Source organism: Murinocardiopsis flavida (genome assembly GCF_003014485.1).
GTDB classification, from domain to species: Bacteria; Actinomycetota; Actinomycetes; order Streptosporangiales; family Streptosporangiaceae; genus Murinocardiopsis; species Murinocardiopsis flavida.
Genome location: NZ_PYGA01000038.1, coordinates 23,657 through 48,197 on the forward strand (window position 1 = coordinate 23,657; position 24,541 = coordinate 48,197).

The 24,541-nt window shown below is 73.4% G+C and carries 23 protein-coding genes; 12 read left to right on the top strand and 11 right to left on the bottom strand.

Features of this window, described 5'->3' with window-relative positions:
* Positions 1-176: 176 nt before the first annotated feature.
* From CLV63_RS31410 to CLV63_RS31420, 3 genes are all read right to left on the bottom strand, one after another.
* Positions 177-1,028 (bottom strand): SAM-dependent methyltransferase, encoded by an 852-nt coding sequence (locus tag CLV63_RS31410; protein WP_106586879.1) that lies wholly within the window; start codon positions 1,026-1,028, stop codon positions 177-179.
* A gap of 297 nt (positions 1,029-1,325) precedes the next feature.
* Positions 1,326-1,970 (bottom strand): TetR/AcrR family transcriptional regulator, encoded by a 645-nt coding sequence (locus CLV63_RS31415; RefSeq protein ID WP_170134393.1) that lies wholly within the window; start codon positions 1,968-1,970, stop codon positions 1,326-1,328.
* Between the two features lie 100 nt (positions 1,971-2,070).
* On the bottom strand, positions 2,071-2,922 hold the full coding sequence (locus tag CLV63_RS31420; RefSeq protein ID WP_106586881.1) for an alpha/beta fold hydrolase: 852 nt from the start codon (positions 2,920-2,922) through the stop codon (positions 2,071-2,073).
* Between the two features lie 240 nt (positions 2,923-3,162).
* Between CLV63_RS31420 and CLV63_RS31425 the strand changes: the two genes are divergently transcribed.
* Complete coding sequence (locus CLV63_RS31425) at positions 3,163-3,390, top strand: CsbD family protein (protein ID WP_106586882.1); 228 nt, start codon at positions 3,163-3,165, stop codon at positions 3,388-3,390.
* A gap of 84 nt (positions 3,391-3,474) precedes the next feature.
* Here CLV63_RS31425 and CLV63_RS31430 read toward each other — a convergent pair whose 3' ends face one another.
* Positions 3,475-4,128 (bottom strand): class II aldolase/adducin family protein, encoded by a 654-nt coding sequence (locus tag CLV63_RS31430; protein ID WP_106586883.1) that lies wholly within the window; start codon positions 4,126-4,128, stop codon positions 3,475-3,477.
* Positions 4,125-5,708: a four-carbon acid sugar kinase family protein gene (locus CLV63_RS34850; RefSeq protein ID WP_245929249.1), complete on the bottom strand. Its 1,584-nt coding sequence runs from the start codon at positions 5,706-5,708 to the stop codon at positions 4,125-4,127. Before CLV63_RS34850 ends, CLV63_RS31430 begins: the two co-directional genes overlap by 4 nt.
* 113 nt (positions 5,709-5,821) lie before the next feature.
* Between CLV63_RS34850 and CLV63_RS31445 the strand changes: the two genes are divergently transcribed.
* The 3 genes from CLV63_RS31445 to CLV63_RS31455 all read left to right on the top strand — a co-directional run bounded on the left by CLV63_RS31445 (position 5,822) and on the right by CLV63_RS31455 (position 9,626).
* Positions 5,822-7,165, top strand: coding sequence for a homoserine dehydrogenase (locus tag CLV63_RS31445; RefSeq protein ID WP_245929251.1), 1,344 nt, complete (start codon positions 5,822-5,824; stop codon positions 7,163-7,165).
* Between the two features lie 150 nt (positions 7,166-7,315).
* The gene (locus tag CLV63_RS31450; RefSeq protein ID WP_106586885.1) at positions 7,316-8,632 is read left to right on the top strand and encodes an SLC13 family permease; all 1,317 of its coding nucleotides are present in this window, start codon (positions 7,316-7,318) and stop codon (positions 8,630-8,632) included.
* 163 nt (positions 8,633-8,795) lie between these two features.
* Positions 8,796-9,626: a DeoR/GlpR family DNA-binding transcription regulator gene (locus CLV63_RS31455; protein ID WP_106586886.1), complete on the top strand. Its 831-nt coding sequence runs from the start codon at positions 8,796-8,798 to the stop codon at positions 9,624-9,626.
* Positions 9,627-9,918: 292 nt separating this feature from the next.
* Here the strand turns inward: CLV63_RS31455 and CLV63_RS31460 are convergent, their stop codons facing one another.
* Both CLV63_RS31460 and CLV63_RS31465 read right to left on the bottom strand, forming a co-directional pair.
* Positions 9,919-10,476 (bottom strand): GNAT family N-acetyltransferase, encoded by a 558-nt coding sequence (locus tag CLV63_RS31460; RefSeq protein WP_106586887.1) that lies wholly within the window; start codon positions 10,474-10,476, stop codon positions 9,919-9,921.
* Between the two features lie 174 nt (positions 10,477-10,650).
* Positions 10,651-12,390, bottom strand: coding sequence for a right-handed parallel beta-helix repeat-containing protein (locus tag CLV63_RS31465; protein ID WP_211301571.1), 1,740 nt, complete (start codon positions 12,388-12,390; stop codon positions 10,651-10,653).
* A 54-nt stretch (positions 12,391-12,444) separates the two neighbouring features.
* Between CLV63_RS31465 and CLV63_RS31470 the strand changes: the two genes are divergently transcribed.
* Positions 12,445-13,344, top strand: coding sequence for a TetR/AcrR family transcriptional regulator (locus CLV63_RS31470; RefSeq protein WP_106586888.1), 900 nt, complete (start codon positions 12,445-12,447; stop codon positions 13,342-13,344).
* A 56-nt stretch (positions 13,345-13,400) separates the two neighbouring features.
* On the opposite strand, the gene CLV63_RS31475 is transcribed toward CLV63_RS31470, so the two are convergent.
* Positions 13,401-14,093 carry a GntR family transcriptional regulator gene (locus CLV63_RS31475; RefSeq protein ID WP_106586889.1) on the bottom strand — a complete coding sequence of 231 codons (693 nt, stop codon included), beginning with the start codon at positions 14,091-14,093 and terminating at the stop codon, positions 13,401-13,403.
* A 96-nt stretch (positions 14,094-14,189) separates the two neighbouring features.
* On the opposite strand from CLV63_RS31475, the gene CLV63_RS31480 reads away from it, so the two are divergent.
* Both CLV63_RS31480 and CLV63_RS31485 read left to right on the top strand, forming a co-directional pair.
* Positions 14,190-14,621: a VOC family protein gene (locus CLV63_RS31480; protein ID WP_106586890.1), complete on the top strand. Its 432-nt coding sequence runs from the start codon at positions 14,190-14,192 to the stop codon at positions 14,619-14,621.
* Between the two features lie 125 nt (positions 14,622-14,746).
* Positions 14,747-15,406: an NADPH-dependent F420 reductase gene (locus tag CLV63_RS31485; protein WP_106586891.1), complete on the top strand. Its 660-nt coding sequence runs from the start codon at positions 14,747-14,749 to the stop codon at positions 15,404-15,406.
* A gap of 65 nt (positions 15,407-15,471) precedes the next feature.
* Here CLV63_RS31485 and CLV63_RS31490 read toward each other — a convergent pair whose 3' ends face one another.
* Positions 15,472-15,825 (bottom strand): glyoxalase, encoded by a 354-nt coding sequence (locus CLV63_RS31490; protein ID WP_106586911.1) that lies wholly within the window; start codon positions 15,823-15,825, stop codon positions 15,472-15,474.
* A 329-nt stretch (positions 15,826-16,154) separates the two neighbouring features.
* Here CLV63_RS31490 and CLV63_RS31495 point away from each other — a divergent pair, with 329 nt between their 5' ends.
* The 5 genes from CLV63_RS31495 to CLV63_RS31515 all read left to right on the top strand — a co-directional run bounded on the left by CLV63_RS31495 (position 16,155) and on the right by CLV63_RS31515 (position 23,356).
* Positions 16,155-16,892: an aspartate/glutamate racemase family protein gene (locus CLV63_RS31495; RefSeq protein ID WP_106586912.1), complete on the top strand. Its 738-nt coding sequence runs from the start codon at positions 16,155-16,157 to the stop codon at positions 16,890-16,892.
* Positions 16,893-17,146: 254 nt separating this feature from the next.
* Positions 17,147-18,481 carry an ABC transporter substrate-binding protein gene (locus CLV63_RS31500; RefSeq protein ID WP_106586892.1) on the top strand — a complete coding sequence of 445 codons (1,335 nt, stop codon included), beginning with the start codon at positions 17,147-17,149 and terminating at the stop codon, positions 18,479-18,481.
* On the top strand, positions 18,478-19,365 hold the full coding sequence (locus CLV63_RS31505; RefSeq protein WP_106586893.1) for a carbohydrate ABC transporter permease: 888 nt from the start codon (positions 18,478-18,480) through the stop codon (positions 19,363-19,365). Before CLV63_RS31500 ends, CLV63_RS31505 begins: the two co-directional genes overlap by 4 nt.
* The gene (locus CLV63_RS31510) at positions 19,362-20,255 is read left to right on the top strand and encodes a carbohydrate ABC transporter permease (protein ID WP_106586894.1); all 894 of its coding nucleotides are present in this window, start codon (positions 19,362-19,364) and stop codon (positions 20,253-20,255) included. Before CLV63_RS31505 ends, CLV63_RS31510 begins: the two co-directional genes overlap by 4 nt.
* Before the next feature lie 62 nt (positions 20,256-20,317).
* The gene (locus CLV63_RS31515) at positions 20,318-23,356 is read left to right on the top strand and encodes a glycoside hydrolase family 2 TIM barrel-domain containing protein (RefSeq protein ID WP_211301573.1); all 3,039 of its coding nucleotides are present in this window, start codon (positions 20,318-20,320) and stop codon (positions 23,354-23,356) included.
* A gap of 48 nt (positions 23,357-23,404) precedes the next feature.
* Here the strand turns inward: CLV63_RS31515 and CLV63_RS31520 are convergent, their stop codons facing one another.
* A complete protein-coding gene (locus CLV63_RS31520; protein ID WP_106586895.1) occupies positions 23,405-23,794 on the bottom strand; it encodes a TraR/DksA family transcriptional regulator in 390 nt (129 codons plus the stop codon).
* A 139-nt stretch (positions 23,795-23,933) separates the two neighbouring features.
* A complete protein-coding gene (locus tag CLV63_RS31525) occupies positions 23,934-24,437 on the bottom strand; it encodes a carboxymuconolactone decarboxylase family protein (protein WP_106586896.1) in 504 nt (167 codons plus the stop codon).
* Positions 24,438-24,541 lie beyond the last annotated feature (104 nt).

Sequence of the window (24,541 nt, forward strand, 5' to 3'; positions counted from 1 at the left end):
GGTGTGCGGCGGCGGGTGGAGTGCGGGCGGCGCGGGCCGCGGCGCGGCAGGGTCGGGGTCATGGCGCCGACGCTAGGCCGCCGCCGCGGGCCCGCGCGTCGGCCGGGAGACCACCGTCCCCCGACCAAAGTCGCACGCGCGCCCGACCAAAGGCGGCGGCCCGCGCCGCGGCGTCGCTAAGGCTTTATGCCCACACCGGCGTGCTCCCAGATCAGCTTGTTCGGGTCCGCCGGGAGCGGGCGCGGGACGGCGTCGCCGTTGCGCCACGTGACGCAGTCGACCAGGACCGGGTCGGTGCCGCCGTCGAGGGCGGGCGACACGATCTCCAGTCCGTCCATGGCCCGCGCGCACTCCCGCGGGGAGCGCACGCGCCCCCACTCCATCCCCAGCTTGTGCACCCCCTCGGTGAACGCGTTCGCCGAGGCGGGGTCGTCGGCGCACAGGTGCGAGAACACCAGGGCGGACCCCGACGGCAACCGGTCGAAGTAGCGGCGCACCAGACCGAACGGGTCATCGGAGTCGGGGATGCAGTGCAGCAGGCTGACCAGCATGATGCACACGGGCTTGGAGAGGTCGATGAGGCGGATGGTGCGCGGCGCGCCCATGACCCGGTCGACGTCGCGCAGGTCCGACGTGATGACCGTGGTGTCGGCGGTGTCGGCCAGGATCGCCCGGCCGTGCACGAGGACGATCGGGTCGATGTCGACGTAGACGACGTGCGCCCGGCGGTGGACCCGCTGGGCCACCTGGTGGGTGTTCTCCGCGGCGGGGAGCCCCGAGCCGAGGTCGATGAACTGGGTGATGCCGAGGTCGCGCGCGATGTACTCGACGGCGCGCGAGAGGAAGGCCCGGTTCTCCCGAGCCAGGACCTTCGTGCCCGGGTTGATCCCCTCGACGACTTCGGCCGCCGCGGCGTCGGGCGCGAAGTGGTCCTTGCCGTCGAGCAAGGCGTCGTAGGTGCGTGCGACCGTCGGGGTGGTCATGTCGATATCGGGCGGGAAGTGGGAGGAGAGGGGATTCTGCTCCATTGCGCGCACCTCATTCGTCGGGGGGAGTGGACAGAATCGTAGACCCGTCCGGGGCCCCCGGGGCGGTATTCGCACTCCTATTTCCACCGGCGCCAGCGGGTGTGAAACCCGCGGTGCTGGATTCACCTCGTGCGTCGCACGAGCATGCCCGCCGACCTGCCCGCGCAGGCCGCCGACCTGGATACGGCGTTCATGAATTCCCGGCCGGAATTCTCCCGACCAGGCGATTCGGGGCGGCGGGAAACCGCGCGGGAACCAGCACGAAAGCACGTGACCTGGGAAATAAATGTGGCGGGATCATGGGCTGTGTTCGCCCGCGGCCGGCGAATACCGCGTCGAAAGGTGGACGAGCGCGTCGGCGAGGAGTTCCGCCTGCCGTTCGCACGACTCCTCGTCCTTCGTCTCGGCGAACTCGAAGACCAGGCCGTCCATTCGGTGGATGAGGAACCGGGTGATCTCGTGGACGGCGATGGCGGGCGCGGTGCCGTCGGCCCGGGCGGCGGCGTCGAGGTTGCGCTGGATGAGCGCGCCGCCCATGGGGGCGTTGACCGCCACCCACATGTCGCCGTCGCGCAGGGTCGGCGCGATGGTCTCCTTGTTCCGGATGAACCACATGAGCAGTTCCATGAGCGCGAAGTGCAGGCCGGGGTTCTCGCGGATCCACCGCCAGTACGTCGCGACGCTCGCCCGGAGGGTCGCCTCGAACCCCGCCGCGGGATCGATGTGGGCGAAGGTCGCCTGCATCGTGGCCTGGCCCCGCTCCAGGATGAGCATGTTGAGCTCGTTCTTGTTGCGGAAGCAGTAGTGGAGCGCGCCGAGCGGCGCCCCCGCCTTCTCGGCGATACGGCGCGTGGTGGCGCGGGCGAGGCCTTCGGCGGCGATGACGTCGACGGCGGCGTCGATGATGGTCCGGCGCCGTTCGTCGGCCGGCAGGTAGTTCACGGACACCGCTCCATGGGATGCTCGGCGGCCCCGTCCTCGCGCGGTGCGGCGCGGGGGCGGGGACGGGGGACGTTCGGGTCGGCCGGCCCTTAGGCGCGGGTCACTCGGTGATGAAGGCGCGCAGGAGCGCGAAGAACCGGTCGCCCTCCGAGTCGGGGATGAAGTGGCCGGAGTGCTCGAAGACCTCCAGCCGGGCCCCGGCAGCGGGCGGCAGACCCGCCATGATCTCATCCGCCGCCGCCAGCGGCGTGATCGGATCGCGGGCGCCCGCGGCGACCAGGGTCGGGCAGCGCACCGCCGCGAGTGAGTCCCGGCGGTCGAACTCGGTGGACATGAAGCTCATGGTCAGCTCGGGGTTGAGGACCATGCGGCCGAACGCCTGTGCGTGCTCCGGTGAGGGGAAGGACGGCTCGGGGCTGTAGGCGGCGAGGCAGTGCTCGGCGAACGCGGCGAACGACGCGGGGGTGCCCTCGGTGAGCAGCCCCTTGGCGGCGGCCGCCGCGTCCTCGCCCGCCTCGGTGCGGAAGCCCTCGACGACCCGGTCGATGTCCATGCGCGCGAGCGTGCTCTGCAAGACCAGCTTCGCGGGGTGGTCGGGGTAGCGGGCGGCGTAGTTCATGGCGACCGTCCCGCCGAAGGACCAGCCCAGGACGATCGGCTTCGTGATGCCGAGGACGTCGCAGAGCGCGCGGATGTCGTCGCCCCATTGGTCCATGTGCCAGGTCGCGGGGTCGGAGTCCTGGCTGCGGCCGTTGCCGCGGTGGTCGACGTAGACGAGCTGCGCGACGTCGGCGAGCCTGCTGTAGGCGGGCTTGAACATCGTGTGGTCATGCCCTGGCCCGCCGTGGAGCAGGAGGAGCGTGGGCTTCTCGCGCATGCCGTCCCCGTCGGGCACCAGGCCGGGACCCTCGATGTCGACGAACAAGGACGTGCCGTTCACCGCGACGCGCATTGCGGCTCCTTTGGAATTGTTGGACAAGTGACCAAGTCGGTTGACCTAGTTTGCGGTCGGCCGGGCCCTCTGTCAATCCCGCCCACCCGCGGGGACGGCGCGGGGACGGCGTTGGGGTGGCATGGGGGAAGGGAACCGTGGCAGCCGCAGATGCATGGGCCCGCCGACGCGTGGCAGGGGGCGGGGGAACAACCGGCCCGCGGGCGCCCCCGCCTGCGGGGAACCGTCGAGGAGGCGGACATGAGTGGTGCGGAGAAGGCCCGCAGCAACACCGAGAAGGCAAAGGGCAAGCTCAAGGAAGCGGCGGGAACCGTGACCGGCGACGAGCGCCTGAAGGACGAAGGGCGCGCCGAACAGGCCAAGGGCCACGCGCGCGAAGCCAAGGAAGACCTCAAGGACGCCGGCCGCAGCGTGACCCGCGGCGTCCGCGGCGACGACCCCGACAAACCCCGCCGCCGCGGCATCTGATCCGACCGAACGGCGTGGGCCCGCCCAATGGGCGGGCCCACGCCGTTGCGAGGGGCCGGGAGCGCTCCGGCAGCGCGGGTCCGGTCAGGGGGTGGCGGGCTCCGGCGGGGTCCAGGGGGTGTTGTTCTTGTGGACGAGTTCGGTGATCTGGGCGTGGTCGAGGGTCCGCGCCGGGGCGCCGCGCAGTTCGAGCATGACCCGGCACGCCTCCTCGACCTCGATCGCCGCGGCGATCGCGCTCTCCGGGTCGGCGGCCGCCACGATCGAGCCGTGGTTCGCGAGCAGGGCCGCGCGGAATGGCATCGGGTGGGCGGCGATGAGGTCGGCTTGGGAGGGGTCGCCGGGGGCGCGGTAGGGGATCAGCGGGACCTGCCCGACCTTCATGAGGACGTACGGGGTGAGCGGCGCGATCGCCGTGTGCGCCGACCACGGCGCCAGGCAGGACACCGCGGTCGCCGCCGGGCTGTGCACGTGGACGATGACGCCCGCAGCGGGGTCGCGCCGGTACATCGCGAGGTGGAGGGGGACCTCCTTGGTCGGCCGCGGGCCGTCGAGGTGCTCCCCTGACATCCCGACCGACGATAGGCGCCCGGGGTCGAGGTGCGAGAGGCGCGCGTTGGTCGGTGACACGACGGCCGTCTCACCGTCCCGGACGCTGACGTTGCCCGCCTGGCCCGCGGTCAGCCCGGCCGCCGCGAGCTCGCAGCCGATGTGCGCGACCGAATGGGTGATCGTCACGAAATCGCCTTCCAGGCGTCGATGAACATGTGCGGCCCGCCGAAGTTGCCGGACTTTAGGGCCAGCGCGATGGGCGTACCGTCCGCTGTCTCGGCCCCGGCCCACACCACGCCCGGGGCGATCGCGGGGCCGATGTCGAGCCGCTGCACCCCGAGGGCGGAGGTCACGGCTCCCGAGGTCTCGCCTCCGGCGACGACGAGGCGCCGCGCACCGGCCCCGACCGCGGCGGCGGCCACCCGCGCCAGGCACTCCTCGATGCGCGCCGCGGTGCCGGTGCGGTCGGGGTGCGCGGGGGTGTCGGCGGGTGCGGGTGCGGGTGCGGTGCGGTCGGGGTGCGCAGGGGTGTCGGCGGATGCGGTGCCGGTGCGGTCGGGGTGTGCCGGGGCGTCGGCGGATGCGGGGGTGGTGCTCTCGGGGTGCGCCGCTGCGGCGGGTGGGGGCTCCAGGTCGTCGAGGTGTGCCGTCGCGTACACGAGTACGGGCTGGTCCGACGACTCCCAAGACGTTATGGCGAACCCGACGAGGCGGGCGGCCTCGCCGAGTAGGTCGGCCGCCAGCGCCGCCCGGTCGACCTGGACCGAGGGCATCTCACCTGCCGCGAGGGCGACCTGCTCACGGGTCGCGGCCGACGCCGAGCCCGCGATGACGAGCCGCCGCCCCTGGGGGAGGGCGACCGGTGCGGCCGGGACCGGTGCCTCGGGCGGACGCAGGGCCGCCGCGAGTCCGGCGCCGCCCGTCAGCAGCGTCCCCTCAGGGACGGCGGCCGCGATGCGGTCGAGGTCGCCCGCGTCGATCGCGTCGATGACGGCGAGCGCCGGGGCGGCGCTGCGCTGCGCGGTGCCCGCAGCGGCGTGCGCCGAGGTGTTCGTGTCGCCGAATGGCGCGGTGCCTGCGGCGCTGTGCGGCGCGGTGTCGGCGTCGGCGTGTGGCGCGGTGCCCGCAGCGGAGTGCGGCGAGGTGCCGGAGTCGCTGTGCGGCGAAGTGCCGGACTCGCCGTGTGGTGCGGCTTCCGCTGTGCAGTGCAGTGCGGCGAGCGCGGCGGCGAGTGCCGCGGGTTCGCGCACGGTCTCCAACGGGATGTGGTGGACCTCGGAAGCCGTCTGCGGGCGCAGCAGCCGGACCACGCTCGAATCCGTCATGGGTGTAAGCGGATGGTGGCGCATCGGGCTCTCGCCGAGCGGTGTGTCGTGGACGAACAGGTGGGCCTGGAAGACCCGCCGCCCGTTCGCGGGGGAGCTCGGGACGACCACGCCCAGCGGCGTCCGCAACTCGGCGAGGAGGGCGTCGGCCACCGGGCCGATGTTGCCCTCCGGTGTGGAGTCGAACGTCGAGCAGTACTTGAGGTAGTACCGCGACACGCCGAGCGCGCGCAGCCGCCGCACGGCGTCGACGCTCTCCCGCACGGCGTCCGCGACGGGCGCCGTGCGCGTCTTGAGCGCCACCACGACCGCGTCGGCGTCGGGCGCCGCGTCGGGCGGGGTCCCGATCGCGACCAGGGTGCGGTAGCCCGCGCCGGTGAGGGCTGCCGCGAGGTCGGTGGCGCCGGTGAAGTCGTCGGCGATACACCCCAGCTGCGTCATCGGTCTCCTTAGCGTCGGCTGACCGTAGCATGTTCCCATTTGGGAATCGAGTTGACTCTGATGTAAATCCATGTTTCCTTACTTTCCACGACGACGCACATTGGGGCCTACCGTTGAACCTTGAAGAGCTGCTCGCCGACCCTTCGGCGCCGCCCGTGCGGATCGCGGTCACCGGAGCGAACGGCGGCTACGCCCGCACACTCCTGTCCCAGCTCCGCGCCATCGACGCGATCGAGGTCGCCGCGCTGTGCGACCTCGACACCGACCGGGTGCGCGACTTGTGGGCAGAGATCGGCCACACCGAAGGGCTCGTCGCGGTCGGCCAGGGTGCGCCGGGCGCCACCGTCCTGACCGATGACCTCGACCGCCTGCTCGACGTCTCCTTCGACGTGCTGGTCGAGGCAACGGGCAACCCCGCTCGGGGGTACGCCGCCGCGCGGGCCGCACTCGACGCCGGCCGGCACGTGGTGATGGTCAGCAAGGAGGTCGACTCCGTCGCTGCGGCCGACCTGCTCGGCGCGGCGGAGCGCGCCGGTGTCGGCTACACGCTCGCGGGCGGCGACCAGCCGGCCAACCTCATCGCCCTCGTGTCCGCGGTGCGGCTGCTCGGCCTCGACGTCGTCGCCGTCGGCAAGTCCAGCGAGTACGACCTGGTCTACGACCCGCGGACCGGGGTCCTCACGCAGCTCGACGAGCACGTCGACGCCCCCGGGCTCGCCGGGCTCCTCGAACTCGGCGCCGACACCGCCGACACCCTCGACCGGCGCGACGCGGCGGTGGCGGCGCTGCACCGCTCCGCGACCGCCGACTACTGCGAGATGGCCGTCGTCGCGGCGAACGCCGGGTTCCGGCCGGACGCGGAGCGGCTGCGCTACCCCGTCGCGCGCCCCGCCGAACTCGCCGACATCTACGCGCCGTGCGAGGACGGCGGGATCCTCGACGGGACCGGCCGCATCGACGTGTTCAGCGCGCTCCGACTCCCCGGCGAGGCGAGCTTCGCCGGCGGGGTCTTCGCGGTCGTGCGCACGACCGACCCCGTCACCTGGGCGACGATCGCGCAGAAGGGGCACGTCGTGAGCCGCAACGGCAAGTACGCCTGCCTCTACCTGCCCTACCACTACATGGGCGTCGAGACCCCGCTGACCATCCTCGCGCTCGCCCGCGCGGGCCTGTCGACCGGCTACCGGCGCATGCGCGGGGACGTCGTCCTCGCCGGACGCGCGCGCGGCCCCATCCCCGCCGGGACGACGCTCGCCATGGGCGGCCACCACCACGACGTCGAGGGTGTCGACCCGGTGCTGGTGCGCCGGTCCGAGGTCGGCGACGACGTCGCGCCCCTCTACCTCGCGTCGTTCGCCACGACCGTCGGCAGCCTCGCCCCCGGTGCGCTGCTGCGGCTGGGCGACCTGACCGGCATCGACCCCGCGCTCGCCGCGGCGGCACGCGCCGGCGCGTGATAGCGCACCGGACCCGACCCCCTCCCCAGACCCAGCCGAAAGAGATCTGACGATGCCCCTCTGCCACGCCAGCCCCCGCCGCGGGACCGGCCGTGCGGTCGATGACCTCCGCACGCGGACCCTGCCACGCGTCCCCGGCGGGGTGGTCCTGTGAACGTCGAGTTCGTCGGGCTGCTCGTGCTCGTCGCGGTCTTCGCGGTCGCGACCTTGCGCAACATCCACATGGGCGCGCTCGCCCTCGTCGCGGCCTGCGTGGTCGGCATCGGCCTGGCGGGGGAGGGACTCGACGAGGTCCTGTCCGCGTTCCCCGTCGACGCGCTGCTGATCCTCCTCGGGATCACCTACCTCTTCGGTATCGCGCGGGAGACCGGGACCATCGACTGGCTGGTCGACCGCTCGGTCAGCCTCATCGGCGACCGGGTGGCGTGGATCCCCTGGGCGATGTACGCCATCGGGACGGGCGTGGCGTGCCTCGGCACCTCGCACGCCGCGTTCGCCGTCGTGCCGATCGCCATGAGCCTCGCGACCACCCACCGCATCAACCCGACGCTCATGGGCATCGCCATGAGCTCGGCGATCGTCGGCGGCGCGCTCGCGCCGACGAGCATCAACGGCATCACCGCGGCGACGGTCGCGAAGGACGCCGGGATCCCGTTCGACCCCCTCCTCATGTTCGCGCTCTCGGTCGGTGTCAACACGGTCGTGGTGGCGGTCGCGTTCTTCATGTTCGGCGGGCGCGAGCTGCTCCGGCGTCCGCGCGACAAGCGGGGCGCCGACGGCGGCACCGGGTCCGACGGCTCCGGTGCGGGCGGCGGCACGGCGACCGCGGTGCGGACGGAGTCGACGCCCATCACGAAGGTCCAGGTCCTCGTCCTGCTGACGCTGGTCGTGCTGATCGCGGGCTTCTTCGGCCTGACACTCCTCGAGGTCGACGTCAACTTCGGGGTCGTCGCGCTCACGCTCGCTGTCGCGCTCTCCCTTTTCATGCCGGACGTGGGCCGCCGGGCAATGGCCAAGGTGGACTGGTCGACGATCCTGCTCCTCGGCGGGATCCTCACCTACATCGGCGTCCTCACGCGCCTCGGCGCCATCGACGACCTCGGCGCGGCCGCCCGCTCGGTGGACGAGCCGCTCCTCGCGGCGGCGGTGATCTGCGTCGTGGGCGCCCTCGTGTCCGCGTTCGCGTCGACCATCGGCATCCTCGGGGCGCTGATCCCGCTCGCCGTCCCGCTGCTCGTCCCCGGCGGCGGACTGGAGATGACGGGGCTCATCTACGCCCTGGCGATCTCGGCGTCGCTGGTCGACTGCGCCCCGTTCTCCACGACGGGCGCCACGATCGTCGCGTCGGCCGCGGAGCCGGAACGGCCGACACTGTCGCGCAATCTCACCTACTGGGGGCTGTCGATGGTGGTCATCGGGCCGCTCGTCACGATCGGGGCGCTCGTCGTCCCGCCGCTGTGGCTGTGACGGCGCGCGCCGCGGTGCCGCACCGGAGCGGGCGCGGGCCCCGACCCGTCGGGGCCCGCGCCGCGGCGGCGCACCCGGACCGCCTTTGCCGGACAGGGGACCGCTCCCGCTGCGCAGGGGACCGCCACCGCGTGCTGAGCGGCGCGCCGCTAGCCTGGCTCCCATGACGACCTCGGGCACCGACGACGAGGCTCCGCTCATCCCCGATCAGCGGCGCGAACTCCTGGTGCGCCTCCTGCGCAGCGAGCGGGTGCTGAGCGTGCACCAGCTGACCGAGGCGCTCGGCGTCTCCCACATGACCGTCCGGCGGGACATCTCCGCGCTCGAAGGCGAGGGGCGCGTCCTCGCCATCCCGGGCGGCGCGCGCCTGCCCACCAGGGTCGGCGCCGAACCGAGCCGGGCCGACAAGAGCGTCATGGAGGCGCCGCAGAAGGCCGCGATCGCCCGCGAGGCGGCCCGGCTCGTGCGTGACGACATGGTCGTGTACCTCGACGCCGGCACGACCACGCTGGGTATCGCCGGCCGCATCGAGGGGGTCAACGGCCTCACCGTCGTGACGAACGACTTCGCGATCGTCGAGGAGTTCGGCCTGCTCGGCGAGGTCGAGACGGTGCACATCGGCGGGCAGGTCGAGTACGCCAACCGGTCGACTATCGGGCTCCTCGCCGCGAACACGCTCCGCGGGCTGAACATCGACATCGCGTTCATCAGCGCGAGCTCGTGGAGCGCCCACCACGGCGTCACGACGCCCGTGCCCGGGAAGGTCGAGGTCAAGACCGCGGCCATGGACTCCGCGTCGGTGGCGGTCCTCGTCGCGGACAGCTCGAAGTACGGGTCGTTCAGCATGTACCGGGCGGCGGAGCTGCGCTCCTTCTCGTCCGTCATCACCGACAGCACCCTGAGCGATGGTGCCGTCGAGAGCGTCCGCAGCCTCGGCATCGAGCTGGTCCTCGCCGACGACGAGAACGAGCCTGCGCAGACCGACCGTACCTAGCGGCAATGCCACTGCATCAACGGGGTGCGAGGGTGTTCTTGACGGCCCCGGTGCCCTCGGGCGGCCCTGCCGCCCTCAGGCGAAGGGGGTTGGCGGCGCGTTCCTGGTGTCCTGGGGTGGCGGCCGGGTGCTTCGCAGCCGCGACGGCAGCCACCCTCTGTCCGCCGGATGCCCCGCACTCCTATTGCGCCCGCTTCGCGGAGTATCGCGCAGCGGGGGCCCGCGGCGGCAGCCTCCGCCTCCGCTCGGGCTTACGAGCCCTCCATCGCCCACCTGAATCAACGGCGTTGGGCTAGCGGGGGGTGCGGGCGGCGTGCCATTCGGGGGCGAGGACCGACCAGACCTCGGTGTCCTGCCGGACGCCGCGGTAGAGGTAGTTCGCGCGCAGGACCCCCTCGCGGCGCATGCCGAGCCGTTTGGCGACGTTGATGCTCGGCGTGTTCTCGGCGGACACCAGCCACTCCACCCGGTGGATCCCGCGTTCCCGCACCGCCCAGTCGATGATCACCTCAGCCGCGCGGGTGGCCAGTCCGCGTCCGGCCGCCGCGGGCTCCAGCCAGCACCCGGCCTCGCAGTTGCCCGCCGCCGCGTTGAAGTCCCGGAAGAGGACGCCGCCGACCAGCAGACCGTCGAGCCGGACGCCGTAGACGCGGCCGGTGTCGGCGGCGGCCTTGTCGGCGTAGGACTGGAGCCAGCGCCGCGCGGAGTCGAGGTCGTGCGCCGCGTCGGGGAGTCCGACGTGGCGGCCGATGAACGCGCGGCCGCGGTCGATGTGCGCGTAGAACTCCTCGGCCTGCCACGGCTCCAGCTGCCGCAACTCGGCTCCGTCTCCCAGCGGGACAGCGAACATCCTCGTCCTCCGCAGCGGTCGTGCACGATGCCAGGATCGTCGCACGCCCCCCGCGCACAGCGGTGTCCGGCCCCGTGGCCGGAGCGCCCGGGCCCGCGAGCCGCCCCGCCGCGGGGCCCCGCGACCCGCCCCGCCGCGGGAGGCCGTGCGGCGGGGCGGCATCGGAGGATGTTCCTACCCGCCGGGACGGGGCGCCGCGGCCGGGACCCGGGCGGCGCCGGGACGGGGGCCCGCCGCGGCGGCGATGGCGGCGACCCGCGGGTCGCCGTCGAACGCCTCGGCCGGCAGGACCGTGTTGCCGGCCAGTTCCACGCCGTCGGGCGCCGCACCGGGGTCGGCGTCCCACACGTTGCCGACGAACGCCACGTGCTCCAGCGGCGGCGAGACCTCCAGCACCACCGGCGCGTCGGCCCGGTACACGGCGTTGCCCTCGACGGTGACCCACGCGGCGCCGTAGTCGGTGTACAGGCCGAAGTTGTAGGAGGTGACGGTGTCGCGGACGACGTTGCCGCGCACTAGGGCGCCGTTGTCGCGGGAGTCGCCCTGCGGGCCCGAGATGTAGATCCCGCCGCCGTCGGCCAGGACCCGCATCGTGTCGTGGACGAGGTTGTGCAGCACCCGTGTGCCGCGCCCCTCGTACACCACGATGCCGTTGTGCGGCACGGTGTCGACCCTGTTGTGCGCCACGGTGGTGTCGACGGTTCCGGAGACGAGGACGGCGGGCGAACCGCGGTACTCGGCGCCGATGCGGTGGATGCGGTTGTCCTCGACGCGGTGGCGCCGCGCGCCCTCGCCGATCACCAGTCCGCCGCCGGAGACCTCGGTGATCTCGCTGCCGAGCACGGCGTTGTCGGCCCCGTCGCCGCGGAACTCCAGCGCGACCGCGCCGAGCCGGGTGAACCGGCAGCCCTCCACCGTGACCCGGCTGGAGTCCTCGACGACCACGTTTCCGGGGATGCTCTCCGCCGTACCGGGGACGGTCACCTGCCCCTGGCCCTCGGCGAAGGTGACGGTGTGGAGTCCGCCCCCGTTGTAGTAGCCGTTGCCGTGGTAGTGCAGGAACCCGTCGGGCGTCCCGGGCTGCCGCCAGGTCGCCTCGGCGAAGGTGATGCCGCGGAACGCGACGTCGCCGACACCGCGGGCGTGCAGCAGGGTCTCCAGCACCGGCACCACCGCGTCGGCCGGGTCCTCGCCGGGGAGGGGCCGGTAGTGGAGGGCCCCGTCGGCGGTGGCGAAGGTGCCGTCGGTGAGGAAGGCGGGGCTGTTCTCGGCGGACGTCGGGGAGTCGACGCCGTTGTTGTCGCCGGCGCCGGGGCCGTCCCAGGTGATGACCGAGTGGTAGAGCCGCGCGGCGCGGTCGAACGCGGGGCTCGCCATCGCGATGGCGGTCGAGTGCGCGTCGCCGGAGATGCGCGCGACCGGGCAGCGCGCCTCCGACCACGGGTAGGCGCCCTGATAGACGAACTCCACGTCGCCGTACCAGGACTGCGGCCCGGTGCCCTCGGTGGTGTACCCGGTGTCGTCCCGGACCAGGGTGCCGTCCAGCGGGATCGCGGCCCGTTCGACGCGGCGCCCGCCGACGTAGAGCTGGCGGGGAGCCGGGCCGGGGACCTCGGCGCGGTGGGTGCCGTCGGCGTCGGCGGCCCACTCGGTGACCGGGCGGCCGCCGCTGATCACCGCCTCCTCCTGGGCGGCGGTGCCGTAGCCGTGCGCCTGGTAGCAGACTCCGGAGTGCTCGGCCGAGAGGATGAGGGTGTCGGTGAGGCGGTGGGTGCCGGCGCGGAGGGAGACAACGGTCCCCGGTCCGGCGGCGTCGCGTGCGCGGTGCAGGGTGGCGAAGGGGGCCTCGAACGTGCCCGGTCCCGCGTCGTCGCCCGCGGGGTCAACGAAGATCATCGATTTCTCGTCGCTCATGTCTACACCGTACACTTTGGGAGGGGCAGCGTGAATACGGAAAGGAGCGGGGGAATGGCCGATCCCGAGCGCAGTACCGAACTGCTGTGGGGGGTGGGATCCCGGCGCGGCCTCAGCCTCGACTCGATCGTGCGCGCCGCCGTGGAGCTGGCCGACGCCGAGGGGCTGGCGGCGGTGTCGATGCGCCGCCTGGCCGACCGGCTCGGCTTCACCACGATGGCGCTCTACCGGCACATTCCGGGAAAGTCGGAGCTGCTGGCCCTCATGTGCGACGCGGTCCACGGCGAGAACCACGGCGGGGGCCCGGCGGAGCCCGGCACGGAGGACGGCACAGGGCCCGGCACGGAGGACGGCGCTGTGCCCGGCGCAGGGCCCGACGGGGAGGGCGGCGGCTGGCGGGACGCGCTGGCGGCCTGGGCCAGGGAGGCGATGGCGCTGCACCGGCGGCACGCCTGGCTGGCGGAGTCCGACGATGCGCGCCAGGTCCCCGGTCCGAACATCGTGGCCCGCTATGACCGGGGGCTGGGCATCGTCGCCGCCACGGGCCTTGCGCCCGCGCAGGTCGTCGCGTCGGTGGACCTCGTCGGCGGCTTCGTCGACAGCACGGCGCGGCAGGCGGCAGCGGCGGCGCGCGCCGAAGCGCGCTCCGGTGTCAGCCACGAGGAGTGGTGGGGCGGCCGCGACTCGCTCTACGCCCACCTGGACCGCTATCCGGCGCTGACCCGCCTGTACCGGGAGAGCGCCTACGACGCGCCGCTGGACCCCTTCGAGTTCGGCCTGCAACGGGTGCTCGACGGAGTGGCGGCACTCATTCGTGACGAAAGTGAAGACGAAAAAGGGTGTGCGGTGTGCGGCGCGCCCGTCGAGAGCGGCCCCGCGGGCCGTCCCCGGGACTACTGCTCACGCGCCTGCCGCCAGCGGGCGTACCGCATGCGCAAGGGCCGGCACGGCTGACACGGTGGCCGCCCCACCGGTCGCGCCCCGCCGCCCGCCCCGCCGATCGGCCGGGGTCACGGCTCGTAGGCGGGCGGGCCGTCCGTCCCGTCGCCGGTGTCGGAGAGCGCGTCGAAGGCGTGGCGGCGGTGGTCGGCGAACAGGGCGAGGGCCCTTCGGGTGTCGCGGGCGCGCAGGGCGGCGGCGAGGCCGCGGTGCTCCTTTGCGACGTGGGCCAGGTAGTCCGCGCTGCTCAGGCCGGTGCGGGTCAGCAGGAACAGGTGGACCTGGGAGCGGATCGCCTGCCACGCCTCGAGCAGGCGCCGGTGCCGGGCCGCGGCGTACACGGCGTCGTGGAAGGCGATGTCGCAGCGCACCATCTCGTGCTCCGACCCGGCGCGGTCCATGCGCTCGACCGCCGCGTCGATGGCTGCCAGGTCCTCCGGGGCGGCGTGCGCGATCACCCGGCGGACGGCGAGCTGCTCCAGGACGTCGCGCAGGCTGTCGAGTTCGGCGATGTCCTCGGGGGCGAACCGGGTCACGGTCGCCCCCCGGTGCCAGGCGCTGCGGACGAGCCCTTCGCGCTCCAGCAGCAGCAGGGCCTCGCGCACCGGGCCGCGGCTGACGTCCAGCTCGCCCGACAGTTCGACCTCGCGCAGCTGCGCGCCGGGGGGATAGGCGCCGCTGAAGATCGCGTCCCTGATGCGGTCGGCCACCTCGCCGGCCAGGCCCCGGCGGCGTGCGGGGGCCACGCGCACTCGGTCGGTCATGGGCTCCTCCTCCGTCAATGTCCTAATGTTAACATTCAGACAATGTGCGCCGGGGTGGATTCCGGCGCGCGAGCCGGACGACAGAAAGGTGCGCCCATGACCGCCCCCGATTCTCCGATTCCGCGGTTCCACCTGGCCATGCCGGTGGACGACCTGGCGGCCGCCCGCCACTTCTACGGCGAGGTCCTCGGTTTGGAGCAGGGCCGCAGCTCCGACACCTGGGTGGACTGGAACCTGCACGGCCACCAGTTCGTCACGCACCTGGCACCGGAGCGCGCGCAGCGGATCCACAACCCGGTCGACGGCCACGACGTCCCGGTGCCGCACTTCGGCCTGCTCCTGCCGGTCCCGGTGTTCCACGAGCTCGCCGACCGGCTGCGCGCGGCCGGGACCACGTTCGTCATCGACCCCTACCTGCGCTTCGAGGGCCGCCCCGGCGAGCAGTGGACCATGTTCCTACTCGACCCGGCCGGCAACGCGCTGGAGTTCAAGGCGTTCGCCGACGACTCCCAGGTCTTCGCCGTCTGAGGACCGGCGGCGCGCGCAACGGGCACCGCGCCGCCCCGGCGGCGCGGTGCGCCGATCCGCCCCCGGGCGGTCGCGTCCGGCGCGCCGGACCCTACGATCGGGTCCGAGAGAAGGCAGGTCTGCTGATGAGAATCGCAATCCTCGGCACCGGCGAGGTCGCCCAGGTCCTCGCGCCCGCGTTCCTCGACCTCGGACACGAGGTGGTCGCGGGCACCCGCGACCCTGCGGCCACCGCGGCGCGCAACGCCCCGTTCCGGCGCCTCGCCGACAGCCGTCCAGAGCTGGAACTCGCTGCCTTCGCCCACGCGGTGCAAGGGGCCGGCATGGTCGTCAACGCGATCTCGGGGCCGGTCTGCGTCGGTGCGCTCACCCCGCTGGCCGCGGCCCTGGACGGCGTGACCCTCATGGACGTGTCGAGCCCGTTCGACTTCGCCGAGGGGAAGGCGGACGTCGTGCTCGAACCGGCGAACACCGACAGCCTGGGCGAGCAGATCCAGCGCGCCCTTCCCGGCGCGAAGGTCGTCAAGACGTTCAACACGCTCTCCGCGGAGATGATGGCGGCGCCGTCCGCCGCCGGGAACGGCGACCACTCCGTCTTCGTCAGCGGCGACGACCCCGCTGCGAAGGCCGTGGTCGGCGCCCTGCTGCGCTCCCTGGGCTGGCGGGACGTGATCGACCTCGGCGGGATCAGGACCTCCCGCGCCACGGAGATGATGCTGCCGATGTGGGTGACGCTCTCCAAGGCCGTGTCGACCCACATGTTCGGCTTCAAGATCATGCGCTGAGCCCTCGCCCACCGGACGGCCGGGCGCCGGGCGGTCGGGCGCCCAGCGGGCGAGGGCCGCCGCCGTCAGCCGGTGGGGCCCGCGAAGGCGCCGGTGAAGACGACGCGGTTGCCGTCCGGGTCCTCGAGCGGCAGGATCCGCGAGGAGCTCGCGTCACTCGGGCCGGGGTGCGCGATCCCCGCCCGGTCCAGATGCGCCACCAGGCCGTCGAGGTCGGACTCGTCCAGCACGACCGCCGACTTCCCGGCGCGGTCCGGCTCCGCCCAGACCTGGACGCCGAAGGTGCCGGACAGGTGCCACTCGATCAGGCCGTCCATGGGCCGCGTGTCCGGGCCGCGGTCGAACAGCAGCGTGTACCACCGTTCCGCCACTGCCAGGTCGTCCACTGCCGCCTGCGCCAATACCCGCGTGATCGTCATGACGCCTCCCATGCCGCGGCCCGGCCGGTTCCGTCGGCGCAGCGGCGAACTGATTGTGAAATGCAACTACATTGAGGCTACTGCCGACCGATTGCATCATGCAAGTGGTCGGCGGCGGTTCTGCCGAGCGGCCCGCGCCGCGGCCGCGCCGCGGCGCCGTTGCGGGACGCCGAAGCCCGGGCGCGCCCCACGTCGGTACGGCCGACACGGGTTCAGGCCGGGGCATAGCGGGAATGAGTGAGCCGCTTCGACAAGGACCGCGCGTCGAGCGGTTTCGGCTCGGGCGGTCCGCATCCTTCGGAGCACGCCGGTACGGGGGAGTGGTCGTCGTGCAGCACGCGGGAATCCTGGCGCACAGCGTCCCCGGCGCCGCGTTGTGCTTCGGGCACTTCTGCGAGACGGCGATGGCCGAACTCGGCGAGCACGAGCACCCCGACGTCACCATGGACTGCATCGCGATGGGCCGGAGCATGCCCGCGTGGGAGGACGGCGACCACGACGCGGTCCGGGCCGTCCTCGCGTCGAGCGCGGCCCGCCTCGCCGCAGCGGGCTGCGACTTCTTCGTCTGCCCCGACAACACCGCGCATCTCGCACTGGAGCGGGACGGCGCCGACCTGGCGCTGCCGGGGCTGCACATCGCCGAGGCCGTGGCCCGGCACGCCGCTGCCGCGGGGTACCGGCGCGTCGGCATCCTCGGCACCCGCTGGACGATGGAGGCGGACCTGTACCCCCGGGTCCTGGCGGCACACGGGATTTCGGCCGGTGTCCCGGACGCGGCGAGCCGGGACCGGATCCAGGAACTCACCTTCGGCGAGCTGACCCACGGACTCTTCACCGACGCCGCCCGCGCCGAGTTCGTGGCCGTCATCCGGGGCCTGGAGGCGGCCGGCTGCGAGGCCGTCGCGCTGGTCTGCACCGAGTTCCCGCTGCTTGTCTCACCTGCCCAGTCGCCCATCCCCACCCTGGAGTCGACCACGCTGGCGGCCGAAGCCGCGGTCGGGGTCGCCCTCGGCCGGGACCCGCTGCCCACCTGGCGCGGCGGTCCGCCCGACGGCGCGGCCGCCTGAGGGACCGGCGGGCCGCGGCCGCGCAGCCGAATCCGACATTTCGATCGAATTTGATCGGCGTTATTGACATCAGATCGCCGCAGTGCGGATGATATGCGTGTTTCTGATCAGAAACGTTCGGATGTTTTCGGACGCTCTGTTTCAGACGCACCAGGTCTGCCACCGTGAGCACCGGTCGGGCGGCGGACGTGCGGCCGGGCGCCGCGCGTACCCCCACTCCGGCCGTGCCCCGGCCCCCGGAGTCTGGAGGACGCATGGCCCGACTGTCGCGCCGCAACCTTCTGCGGGCCGGTGTCGGAGCGGGCGCGGTGGCCGCACTGGCCGGGTGCGGGACGGGGGCCCGCCCTGCCGGCCAGCCGCCGCTCATCCCGCGCGCCGGGCCCGGCGAGACCGTGCACCTCACCTACTGGTCGTGGCTGAAGGACTTGCAGCGCGTCTGCGACGTCTGGAACGCGGCGCACCCCCGCGTCCAGGTCGAGGCCGTGTGGTCGCAGCCCGGCAACGACGGCGGCTACCAGTCGATGTTCTCGGCACTCGCAGCAGGGGGCGGGCCCGACATCGCGCAGATCGAGATGCGGCAGATCCCCGCGTTCATGCTCGTCAACGGCCTCGTCGACCTGTCGCGCTACGGGTTCGACCGCCACGCGGACAAGTACGATCCCACGCTTGTCAGCCAGGTCGGCTTCAACGGCGGCGTCTACGGCGCCCCCCAGGACTCCGGGCCCTGCGCGTTCTTCCACCGCTCCGACCTCCTCGACGAGATCGGCGCCGAACCGCCCGGCACCTGGCAGGAGTGGACCGACCTCTCGGCGGAGTACCGCGCCGCCGACCGCTACCTCGAATGCTTCTACGTCAGCGACACCTCGCTCTTCGCCGCCATCGCGGCCCAGGCGGGGGCCGCCTGGTTCCAGATCGACGGCGACCGGTGGGCGGTCGACCTCACCGACGACGCCACCATGATGGTCGCCGAGCACTTCGACAGGGCCATCGAGCGGGACCTGGTCGAGACCTCGCTGGGGATGTTCTCCCCCGGCTGGTTCGCCGCCGCGGCCGACGGCAGGATCGGCGCGATCACCTGCGCGTCGTGGGCCGACGCGCTCATCCAGGGCACCGGGGGCACCGAGGGCCTGTGGCGGGTGGCGCCCATGCCCACCTGGTCCGGCACCGGCTACGGCTCCACCCAGCTCGGCGGGTCGACGGCCGCCGTCCTCGCCAACTCCGCGCACCCGCAGGAGGCCCTGGACTTCAGCGTGTGGATGACCACCGACCCCGCGGGGATCGACGCGATGATCGAGCACTCCGGCATCGGCTGGACACCGGCGCCCGACCACATCGGGACCCGGCGGCGGCAGGCGTCGGAGTTCTTCGGCGGGCAGCGCTACAACGAGGAGGTCTTCGTTCCCGCGTCGCGGCGGCAGAACCCCGACTGGATCTGGAGCCCCGTTGTCCAGCAGGTCTTCGACAACCTTGCCGACAACTTCCGGCGCCGGCTCACCGGCGAGATCACCCTCATGGAGGCGTGCGCCCGCACCGAGCGGGACACGGTGCGGATGCTCCGCGACAAGGGCCTGAGCGCGAGGTCGCTGTGAAGGCGCAGAAGGCGGCCCCCTGGCTGCTGCTCACGCCGTTCCTCGCCTTCTTCACCCTCGCCTTCCTGCTGCCGATCCTCTACGCCGTCTGGCAGAGCTTCACCCGGGTCCGGCTGTCCGGGCTCTTCGGGGAGGACGGCGCGACCACGTCCTTCGCCGGCTTCGACAACTACGCCAAGGCGCTGGGCAACCCCGAGTTCACCGCCTCCATCGGCCGGGTGCTGCTGTTCGGCGCCGTGCAGGTCCCGCTGATGATCGCGCTGGCGACGGTGCTCGCGCTGCTGCTCGAATCGGCGTCGGCGAAGTGGCCGCGGTTCTTCCGCGCGGCCTACTTCATGCCCTACGGGGTGCCCGGCGTCATCGCGACCATCCTGTGGTCGTTCCTGTACGTGCCCGGCCTCAGCCCGTTCCTCGACCTCGCCGAGAGCCTGGGGATCACCGTGGACGTGCTGGGGCCGTCCACGGTGCTGTGGTCCATCGCCAACATCGTCACCTGGACCTACACCGGCTACAACACGCTCATCATCGTCGCCCAGCTCAAGGCGATCCCCGGCGACCTGTACGAGGCGGCGCGCGTCGACGGCGCCGGGCCGTGGCAGATCGCCCGGTCGATCCAGCTCCCGCTCATCCGCCCGGCGCTGATGCTCACGGTCGTGTTCTCGATCATCGGCACCCTCCAGATCTTCGCCGAGCCGAAGATCCTGCGTGAGGTGTCGCCCGCGATCAACAACGACTACACGCCCAACCTCGCGGCCTACAACTCGGCGTTCAACTACAACGAGTACAACGTGGCGGCGGCCCAGGCCGTGCTCATCGCGCTCGCCGCGTTCGTCCTGTCGTACGCGTTCCTCTACCTGAGCAACCGGAAGGCGGGGCGGCGGTGAGTGCGAAGGACAGGGCGGGTGCCCGTGCGGCGGACCCCCGGCAGCGGCGCGCCAACGCGGGCTCCACGATCCTGGTCACCGGGATCCTGGTGGTCGTCAGCGTGTACTTCCTGGTCCCCGCCTACTGGATCGTGGTGGCGGCGACCAAGACCACCGAAGACCTGTTCACCACCAACGGGTTCTGGTTCGCCCCCACCACGCACCTCACGGAGAACGTCACCCGCGTCCTGACCTACGACGACGGGATCTTCCTGCGCTGGTTCGCCAACAGCGTCCTCTACGCCGGAATCGGCGGCCTGGTCGCCACCCTCTTCGCAGCGGCCGGCGGATACGCGCTGGCGAAGTACGCCTTCCGCGGGCGCGAGGCCGTGTACGGGCTGGTCCTCGGCGGCGTGCTGGTTCCCGCGACCGCCACGGCGCTGCCGCTGTTCCTGCTGTTCAGCGAGCTCGGCCTGACCAACTCCTACTGGAGTGTGCTCATCCCCTCGGTGGTGTCGCCGTTCGGGCTCTTCCTGTGCCGGATCTACGCCGCGGCGACCGTCCCCGACACCGTGATCGAGGCGGCCCGGATCGACGGCGCGGGCGAGATGCGCATCTTCGCCACACTGGGCCTGCGCGCCATGGTGCCCGCCATGGTCACGGTGTTCCTGTTCCAGCTCGTCGGCATCTGGAACAACTACTTCCTGCCGCTGATCATGCTCGCCGACCCCGACCTGTACCCGCTGACCCTGGGCCTGAACAACTGGTACGCCCAGGTCGAGCGGCTCCCGGAGTTCTACGAGCTGACCACCGGCGGAGTGCTGGTCTCGACCGTTCCGCTGGTGGCGGCCATGTTCGTCCTCCAGCGGTTCTGGCGGGGCGGGTTCACCGAGGGGGCGGTCAAGGAGTAGCCACCGGACCGGCCCGGAACGAACCCGACGCACCTCGGCGGACCGACCCTGGAGGACCATCAGTGACGCAGCTGCCCTACTACGAGGACTACTCGCCCGGCGCCGGTGCGCGCACCGCACCGCGCGCCCGCCTGCGCACCGACGCGGCGGCCCTCGACCTCGGCGGCCGGTGGCGGTTCCGGCTGGGGCCGACCGCCGACCCGGGCGAGGAGACCTGGCGCACGGACTACGACGACGCCGCGTGGGACGAGCTGCCCGTCCCCTCCCACTGGGTGCTGCACGGCGACGGCGCCTACGGGCGCCCCTGGTACACCAACGTCCGGTACCCGTTCCCCGTCGACCCGCCCCGGGTGCCCACCGAGAACCCCACCGGCGACCACCGCCGCCGCTTCACGGTCCCCGCCGGCGGGGCGTGGTCCGAGGCGGAGCGGGTGCTGCTGCGCTTCGACGGCGTGGAGTCCGCCTACCGGGTGTGGTTGAACGGGGCCGAGGTCGGCGTCGGCAAGGGCAGCCGCCTGGCGCAGGAGTTCGACGTCACCGGCGCGGTGCGCACCGGGGAGAACCTGCTCGTTGTGCGCGTCCACCAGTGGTCGTCGGCGAGCTACCTGGAGGACCAGGACCAGTGGTGGCTGCCCGGCATCTTCCGCGAGGTCACGTTGCTCGCGCGGCCCGCGGCCCGGCTCGACGACGTCTGGCTGCGCGCGGAGTACGACCACGCCACCGGGACCGGGCGCCTGGCGGCGGAGATCGACGCCCCCGCGGCGGCCTACCCCGTCGTGCTGGAGATCCCCGAGCTGGGGGTGGCGCACCGGTGGGAGCGCGCCGAGGACGTCGGGGCCGTCGACGTCGGCGCGGTGCGGCCGTGGAGCGCCGAGGACCCGCGCCGCTACGAGGCGGTCGTCACCGCGGCGGGGGAGCGGGCGGCCCTGCTCGTGGGCTTCCGCACGGTGCGCATCGAGGGCGACCGGTTCACCGTCAACGGCCGCCCGGTGGCGTTCCACGGCGTGAACCGCCACGAGATCCACGCCGACCGGGGCAGGGTCTTCGACGCCGAGCACGCGCGCGCCGACCTGGAGCTGATGAAGCGGCACAACGTCAACGCCATCCGCACCAGCCACTACCCGCCGCACCCCGGTGTGCTCGACCTCGCCGACGAGCTGGGCTTCTGGGTCATCGACGAGTGCGATTTGGAGACGCACGGCTTCGAGCAGGCCGGCTGGCGCGACAACCCCGGCGACGACCCGCGGTGGGCGGACGCCTGCCTCGACCGCATCGCCCGCACCGTCGAACGGGACAAGAACCACCCCAGCGTCATCATGTGGTCGCTGGGCAACGAGTCCGGCACCGGCCGCAACCTCGCTGCCATGGCCGCCTGGGTCCACGGGCGCGACCCGGGCCGCCCCGTCCACTACGAGGGCGACTACACCGGGGACTACACCGACGTGTACTCGCGGATGTACGCCACGCTGGAGGAGTGCGCCGCCATCGGCGCGGAGTCCGGCCCCATCCGGTTCGCCGCACCCGCCCAGGCGGCCCGGCTGCGCCGCCGCCCCTTCGTCCTGTGCGAGTACGCCCACGCCATGGGCAACGGCCCCGGCGCCCTCGACGCCTACGAGGAGCTGTTCGACCGGCACCCGCGCCTGCACGGCGGATTCGTCTGGGAGTGGCGCGACCACGGGCTGCGCACCCGCACCCCCGACGGCACCGGGTACTTCGCCTACGGCGGGGACTTCGGTGAACCCGTCCACGACGGCAACTTCGTCATGGACGGGCTGGTGCTGTCCGACGACACCCCCTCGCCCGGCCTCGCCGAGTTCGCCGCCGTCGCCGCCCCGGTCCGGCTCGCGTTCGACCCCGGCGAGGAGCGGATCGTCCTGACCAGCCGGCGGCACAGCGCCGACACCGCCGACCTGCGCGTCCGGTGGGAGGTCCAGGTCGACGGCCGCACAGCGGGCGGCGGCGAGGTGCCCGTGAAGGCGGTGCCGCCGCAGGGATCCGCCGGGGCCGACGCCCCGCCCGCACTCCTGTCGGCGCTGCGCGCGGCGGACGGCGGCGAGGTGTGGCTGACCATCACCGCCGAACTGGCCGAGGAGACCGCGTGGGCGCCCGCCGGGCACGTGGTGGCCGCCCACCAGGTCGACTGCACCACCGCGCCGCAGCGCGGCCGGGCGGCGCGCCCGCACGGCGCCCTGCCACCGGGCCCGGCGCGCGCGGTGCGGCCGGAGCGCGGGGCGGGCGGGCTCGCGCTCGGCCCCGCCCGGTTCGACCCGGACACCGGCCGGCTGCTCCGGCTGGGCGACGCGGAGGTCGCGGGTCCGCTGCTCGAACTGTGGCGCGCCCCCACGGACAACGACCTTGGCACCGCACCGCACACCTACCTGCCCGACGACCACGGGCCGGAGGTCGGCACCGAGGTCCCGTCGTGGGCCAAGCAGTGGCGCGATCGGGGCCTGGACCGGCTGCTGCACCGCACGGCCGAGGTGCGCGCCGACGGCCACCGGCTCGTCGTCCGCGCCCGGGTCGGCGCGGCGGGCACCTCGCTGGGGGTGGACGTCACCGCCACCTACACCTCCGCCGGCGCGGAGCTGTTCCTGCACCTGACCGCCGTGCCCACGGGGGAGTGGGACTGCCCGTGGCCGCGGCTGGGGGTGCGCCTGGACCTGCCCGCGGCGCTGAGCGGGGCCGAGTGGTTCGGCACCGGGCCGCACGAGTCCTACCCGGACTCCCGCCGGGCCGCGCTGGTGGGCACCTACGGCGCCCCGATCGACGACCTGGGCGTCCGGTACTCGAAGCCGCAGGAGACCGGCCACCGGTCGGGGACCCGGTGGGTGCGCCTCACCGGCCCCGTGCCGGGGCTGCGGGTGCGCGCGGTGGGCGGCAGCGAGGTCGGCTTCACCGCGGCCCGGCACACCGCGCAGGAGCTCAGCGCGGCGGCGCACCCGCACGAGCTGCCGGACAGCGCGGGCACCTACCTGTACCTCGACGCCGCCCAGCACGGGCTCGGCTCGCGCTCGTGCGGCCCGGACGTCCGGCCCGGACACATCCTGTGGCCGGCGGCGTACAGCATCGGCCTCGCCCTGAGCGCGCTCCCCGCCGACTGAACCGCGGCGTGCGGCAGGGCCGCGCGGCCGCGGGCTCCCGCCGCCGGGTCACCGGCGCGCCCCGGCCGCGCAGCCGATGCAGGTCCGCGCCGCGGGGCGGGCGTCCAGCCGCGCCGCCGCGATCGGCCCGCCGCAGCGCTCGCACGTCCAGTACGCGCCGTCGCGCAGCCGCTCGGCGGCGCGGTCGAGGCCGGCGAGTTCGCGGCGGACGTGGTCGCGCATCGCGGTGAGGCGCTCGCGTTCGTAGGCGAGGGTGGAGCCCTCGGGGTCGTGCTCGTCGTCGTTGTTGGTGAACGCGGCCGCCGCGACGACGGCGTCCCACTGCCGCTCCAGGTTCGCCGCCAGCTCGGCGGCCTCGGCCCGTGCGGCGCGGATGCGCTCGGCCGCCGCGCGCTGCTCGGCGGCGGGGCGGTCCGGGCGGTTCGCGGCGTCGTCCATGGTGCCCACCACGGTGGCACACGCGGGGGACACATTCGCGGCCCGCCCGAACGCGGCGGCCCGCCCGAACGCGGTGCCAGGCCGAACGCGGTGCCCGGTCGGCCCGGCCCGGCGGCGCCCGCGCCGGGCCGACCCGCGGCTACCTGCTGTAGTTCTGCCCCGGGGGCCTGCCGGGGATCGGCTTGGCGATGAGGGCGACGGGGATGAAGAAGCAGATCTGGCTGATCGCCATGGTGAGTGCCCAGAGCTCCTTCTCCTCGTAGTGGGCGGCCGCCTTGGCGTACAGCTCGTCGGGGACGCGCTCGCCGCTCGGATTCGGGGTGAGGACGGCCTCCACCAGCTCCAGCGCGACCCGTTCGGCTGCGGTGAAGTAGGGGGCGTCCTGCCACGTCGCGACGGCGGTGATGCGCTCCTCCGGTTCCCCGGCCCTGCGGAGGAGGCCGGCCTGCCGGACGGAGTGGTAGGTGCTGCCGACGATCTGTCCGGCGCGGAGCTGCACCAGGCCGACGGTGGCGCGCGGGATCCCCGCGTTCCGGCTCGCCTTTTCCATGTCCGCCCCGATGCTCGCCAGTTCGGGGAAGAGGGGGACGGGGTTGGGCAGGCGCGACTCGTAGGCGTCCTGTTCGGTGGCTGGTGTGGTCATGGTCGTCCCTTCTCGGTTCTGCGGCGGTGGTCGTGCGGTCCGGCGGGACGGGTGCGCTGTCGCGGGGCCGCCGCGCGGTCCGACGCGGTGCTCGGCGGCGATAC

Excerpts from the sequence above, each read along its gene's own strand:
- CLV63_RS31410 (WP_106586879.1), bottom strand. The coding sequence starts at position 1,028 with ATGGAGCAGAATCCCCTCTCCTCCCACTTCCCGCCCGATATCGACATG.
- CLV63_RS31420 (WP_106586881.1), bottom strand. The coding sequence starts at position 2,922 with ATGCGCGTCGCGGTGAACGGCACGTCCTTGTTCGTCGACATCGAGGGT.
- CLV63_RS31425 (WP_106586882.1), top strand. The coding sequence starts at position 3,163 with ATGAGTGGTGCGGAGAAGGCCCGCAGCAACACCGAGAAGGCAAAGGGC.
- CLV63_RS34850 (WP_245929249.1), bottom strand. The coding sequence starts at position 5,708 with ATGACGCAGCTGGGGTGTATCGCCGACGACTTCACCGGCGCCACCGAC.
- CLV63_RS31455 (WP_106586886.1), top strand. The coding sequence starts at position 8,796 with ATGACGACCTCGGGCACCGACGACGAGGCTCCGCTCATCCCCGATCAG.
- CLV63_RS31460 (WP_106586887.1), bottom strand. The coding sequence starts at position 10,476 with ATGTTCGCTGTCCCGCTGGGAGACGGAGCCGAGTTGCGGCAGCTGGAG.
- CLV63_RS31465 (WP_211301571.1), bottom strand. The coding sequence starts at position 12,390 with ATGAGCGACGAGAAATCGATGATCTTCGTTGACCCCGCGGGCGACGAC.
- CLV63_RS31470 (WP_106586888.1), top strand. The coding sequence starts at position 12,445 with ATGGCCGATCCCGAGCGCAGTACCGAACTGCTGTGGGGGGTGGGATCC.
- CLV63_RS31475 (WP_106586889.1), bottom strand. The coding sequence starts at position 14,093 with ATGACCGACCGAGTGCGCGTGGCCCCCGCACGCCGCCGGGGCCTGGCC.
- CLV63_RS31480 (WP_106586890.1), top strand. The coding sequence starts at position 14,190 with ATGACCGCCCCCGATTCTCCGATTCCGCGGTTCCACCTGGCCATGCCG.
- CLV63_RS31485 (WP_106586891.1), top strand. The coding sequence starts at position 14,747 with ATGAGAATCGCAATCCTCGGCACCGGCGAGGTCGCCCAGGTCCTCGCG.
- CLV63_RS31490 (WP_106586911.1), bottom strand. The coding sequence starts at position 15,825 with ATGACGATCACGCGGGTATTGGCGCAGGCGGCAGTGGACGACCTGGCA.
- CLV63_RS31500 (WP_106586892.1), top strand. The coding sequence starts at position 17,147 with ATGGCCCGACTGTCGCGCCGCAACCTTCTGCGGGCCGGTGTCGGAGCG.
- CLV63_RS31520 (WP_106586895.1), bottom strand. The coding sequence starts at position 23,794 with ATGGACGACGCCGCGAACCGCCCGGACCGCCCCGCCGCCGAGCAGCGC.
- CLV63_RS31525 (WP_106586896.1), bottom strand. The coding sequence starts at position 24,437 with ATGACCACACCAGCCACCGAACAGGACGCCTACGAGTCGCGCCTGCCC.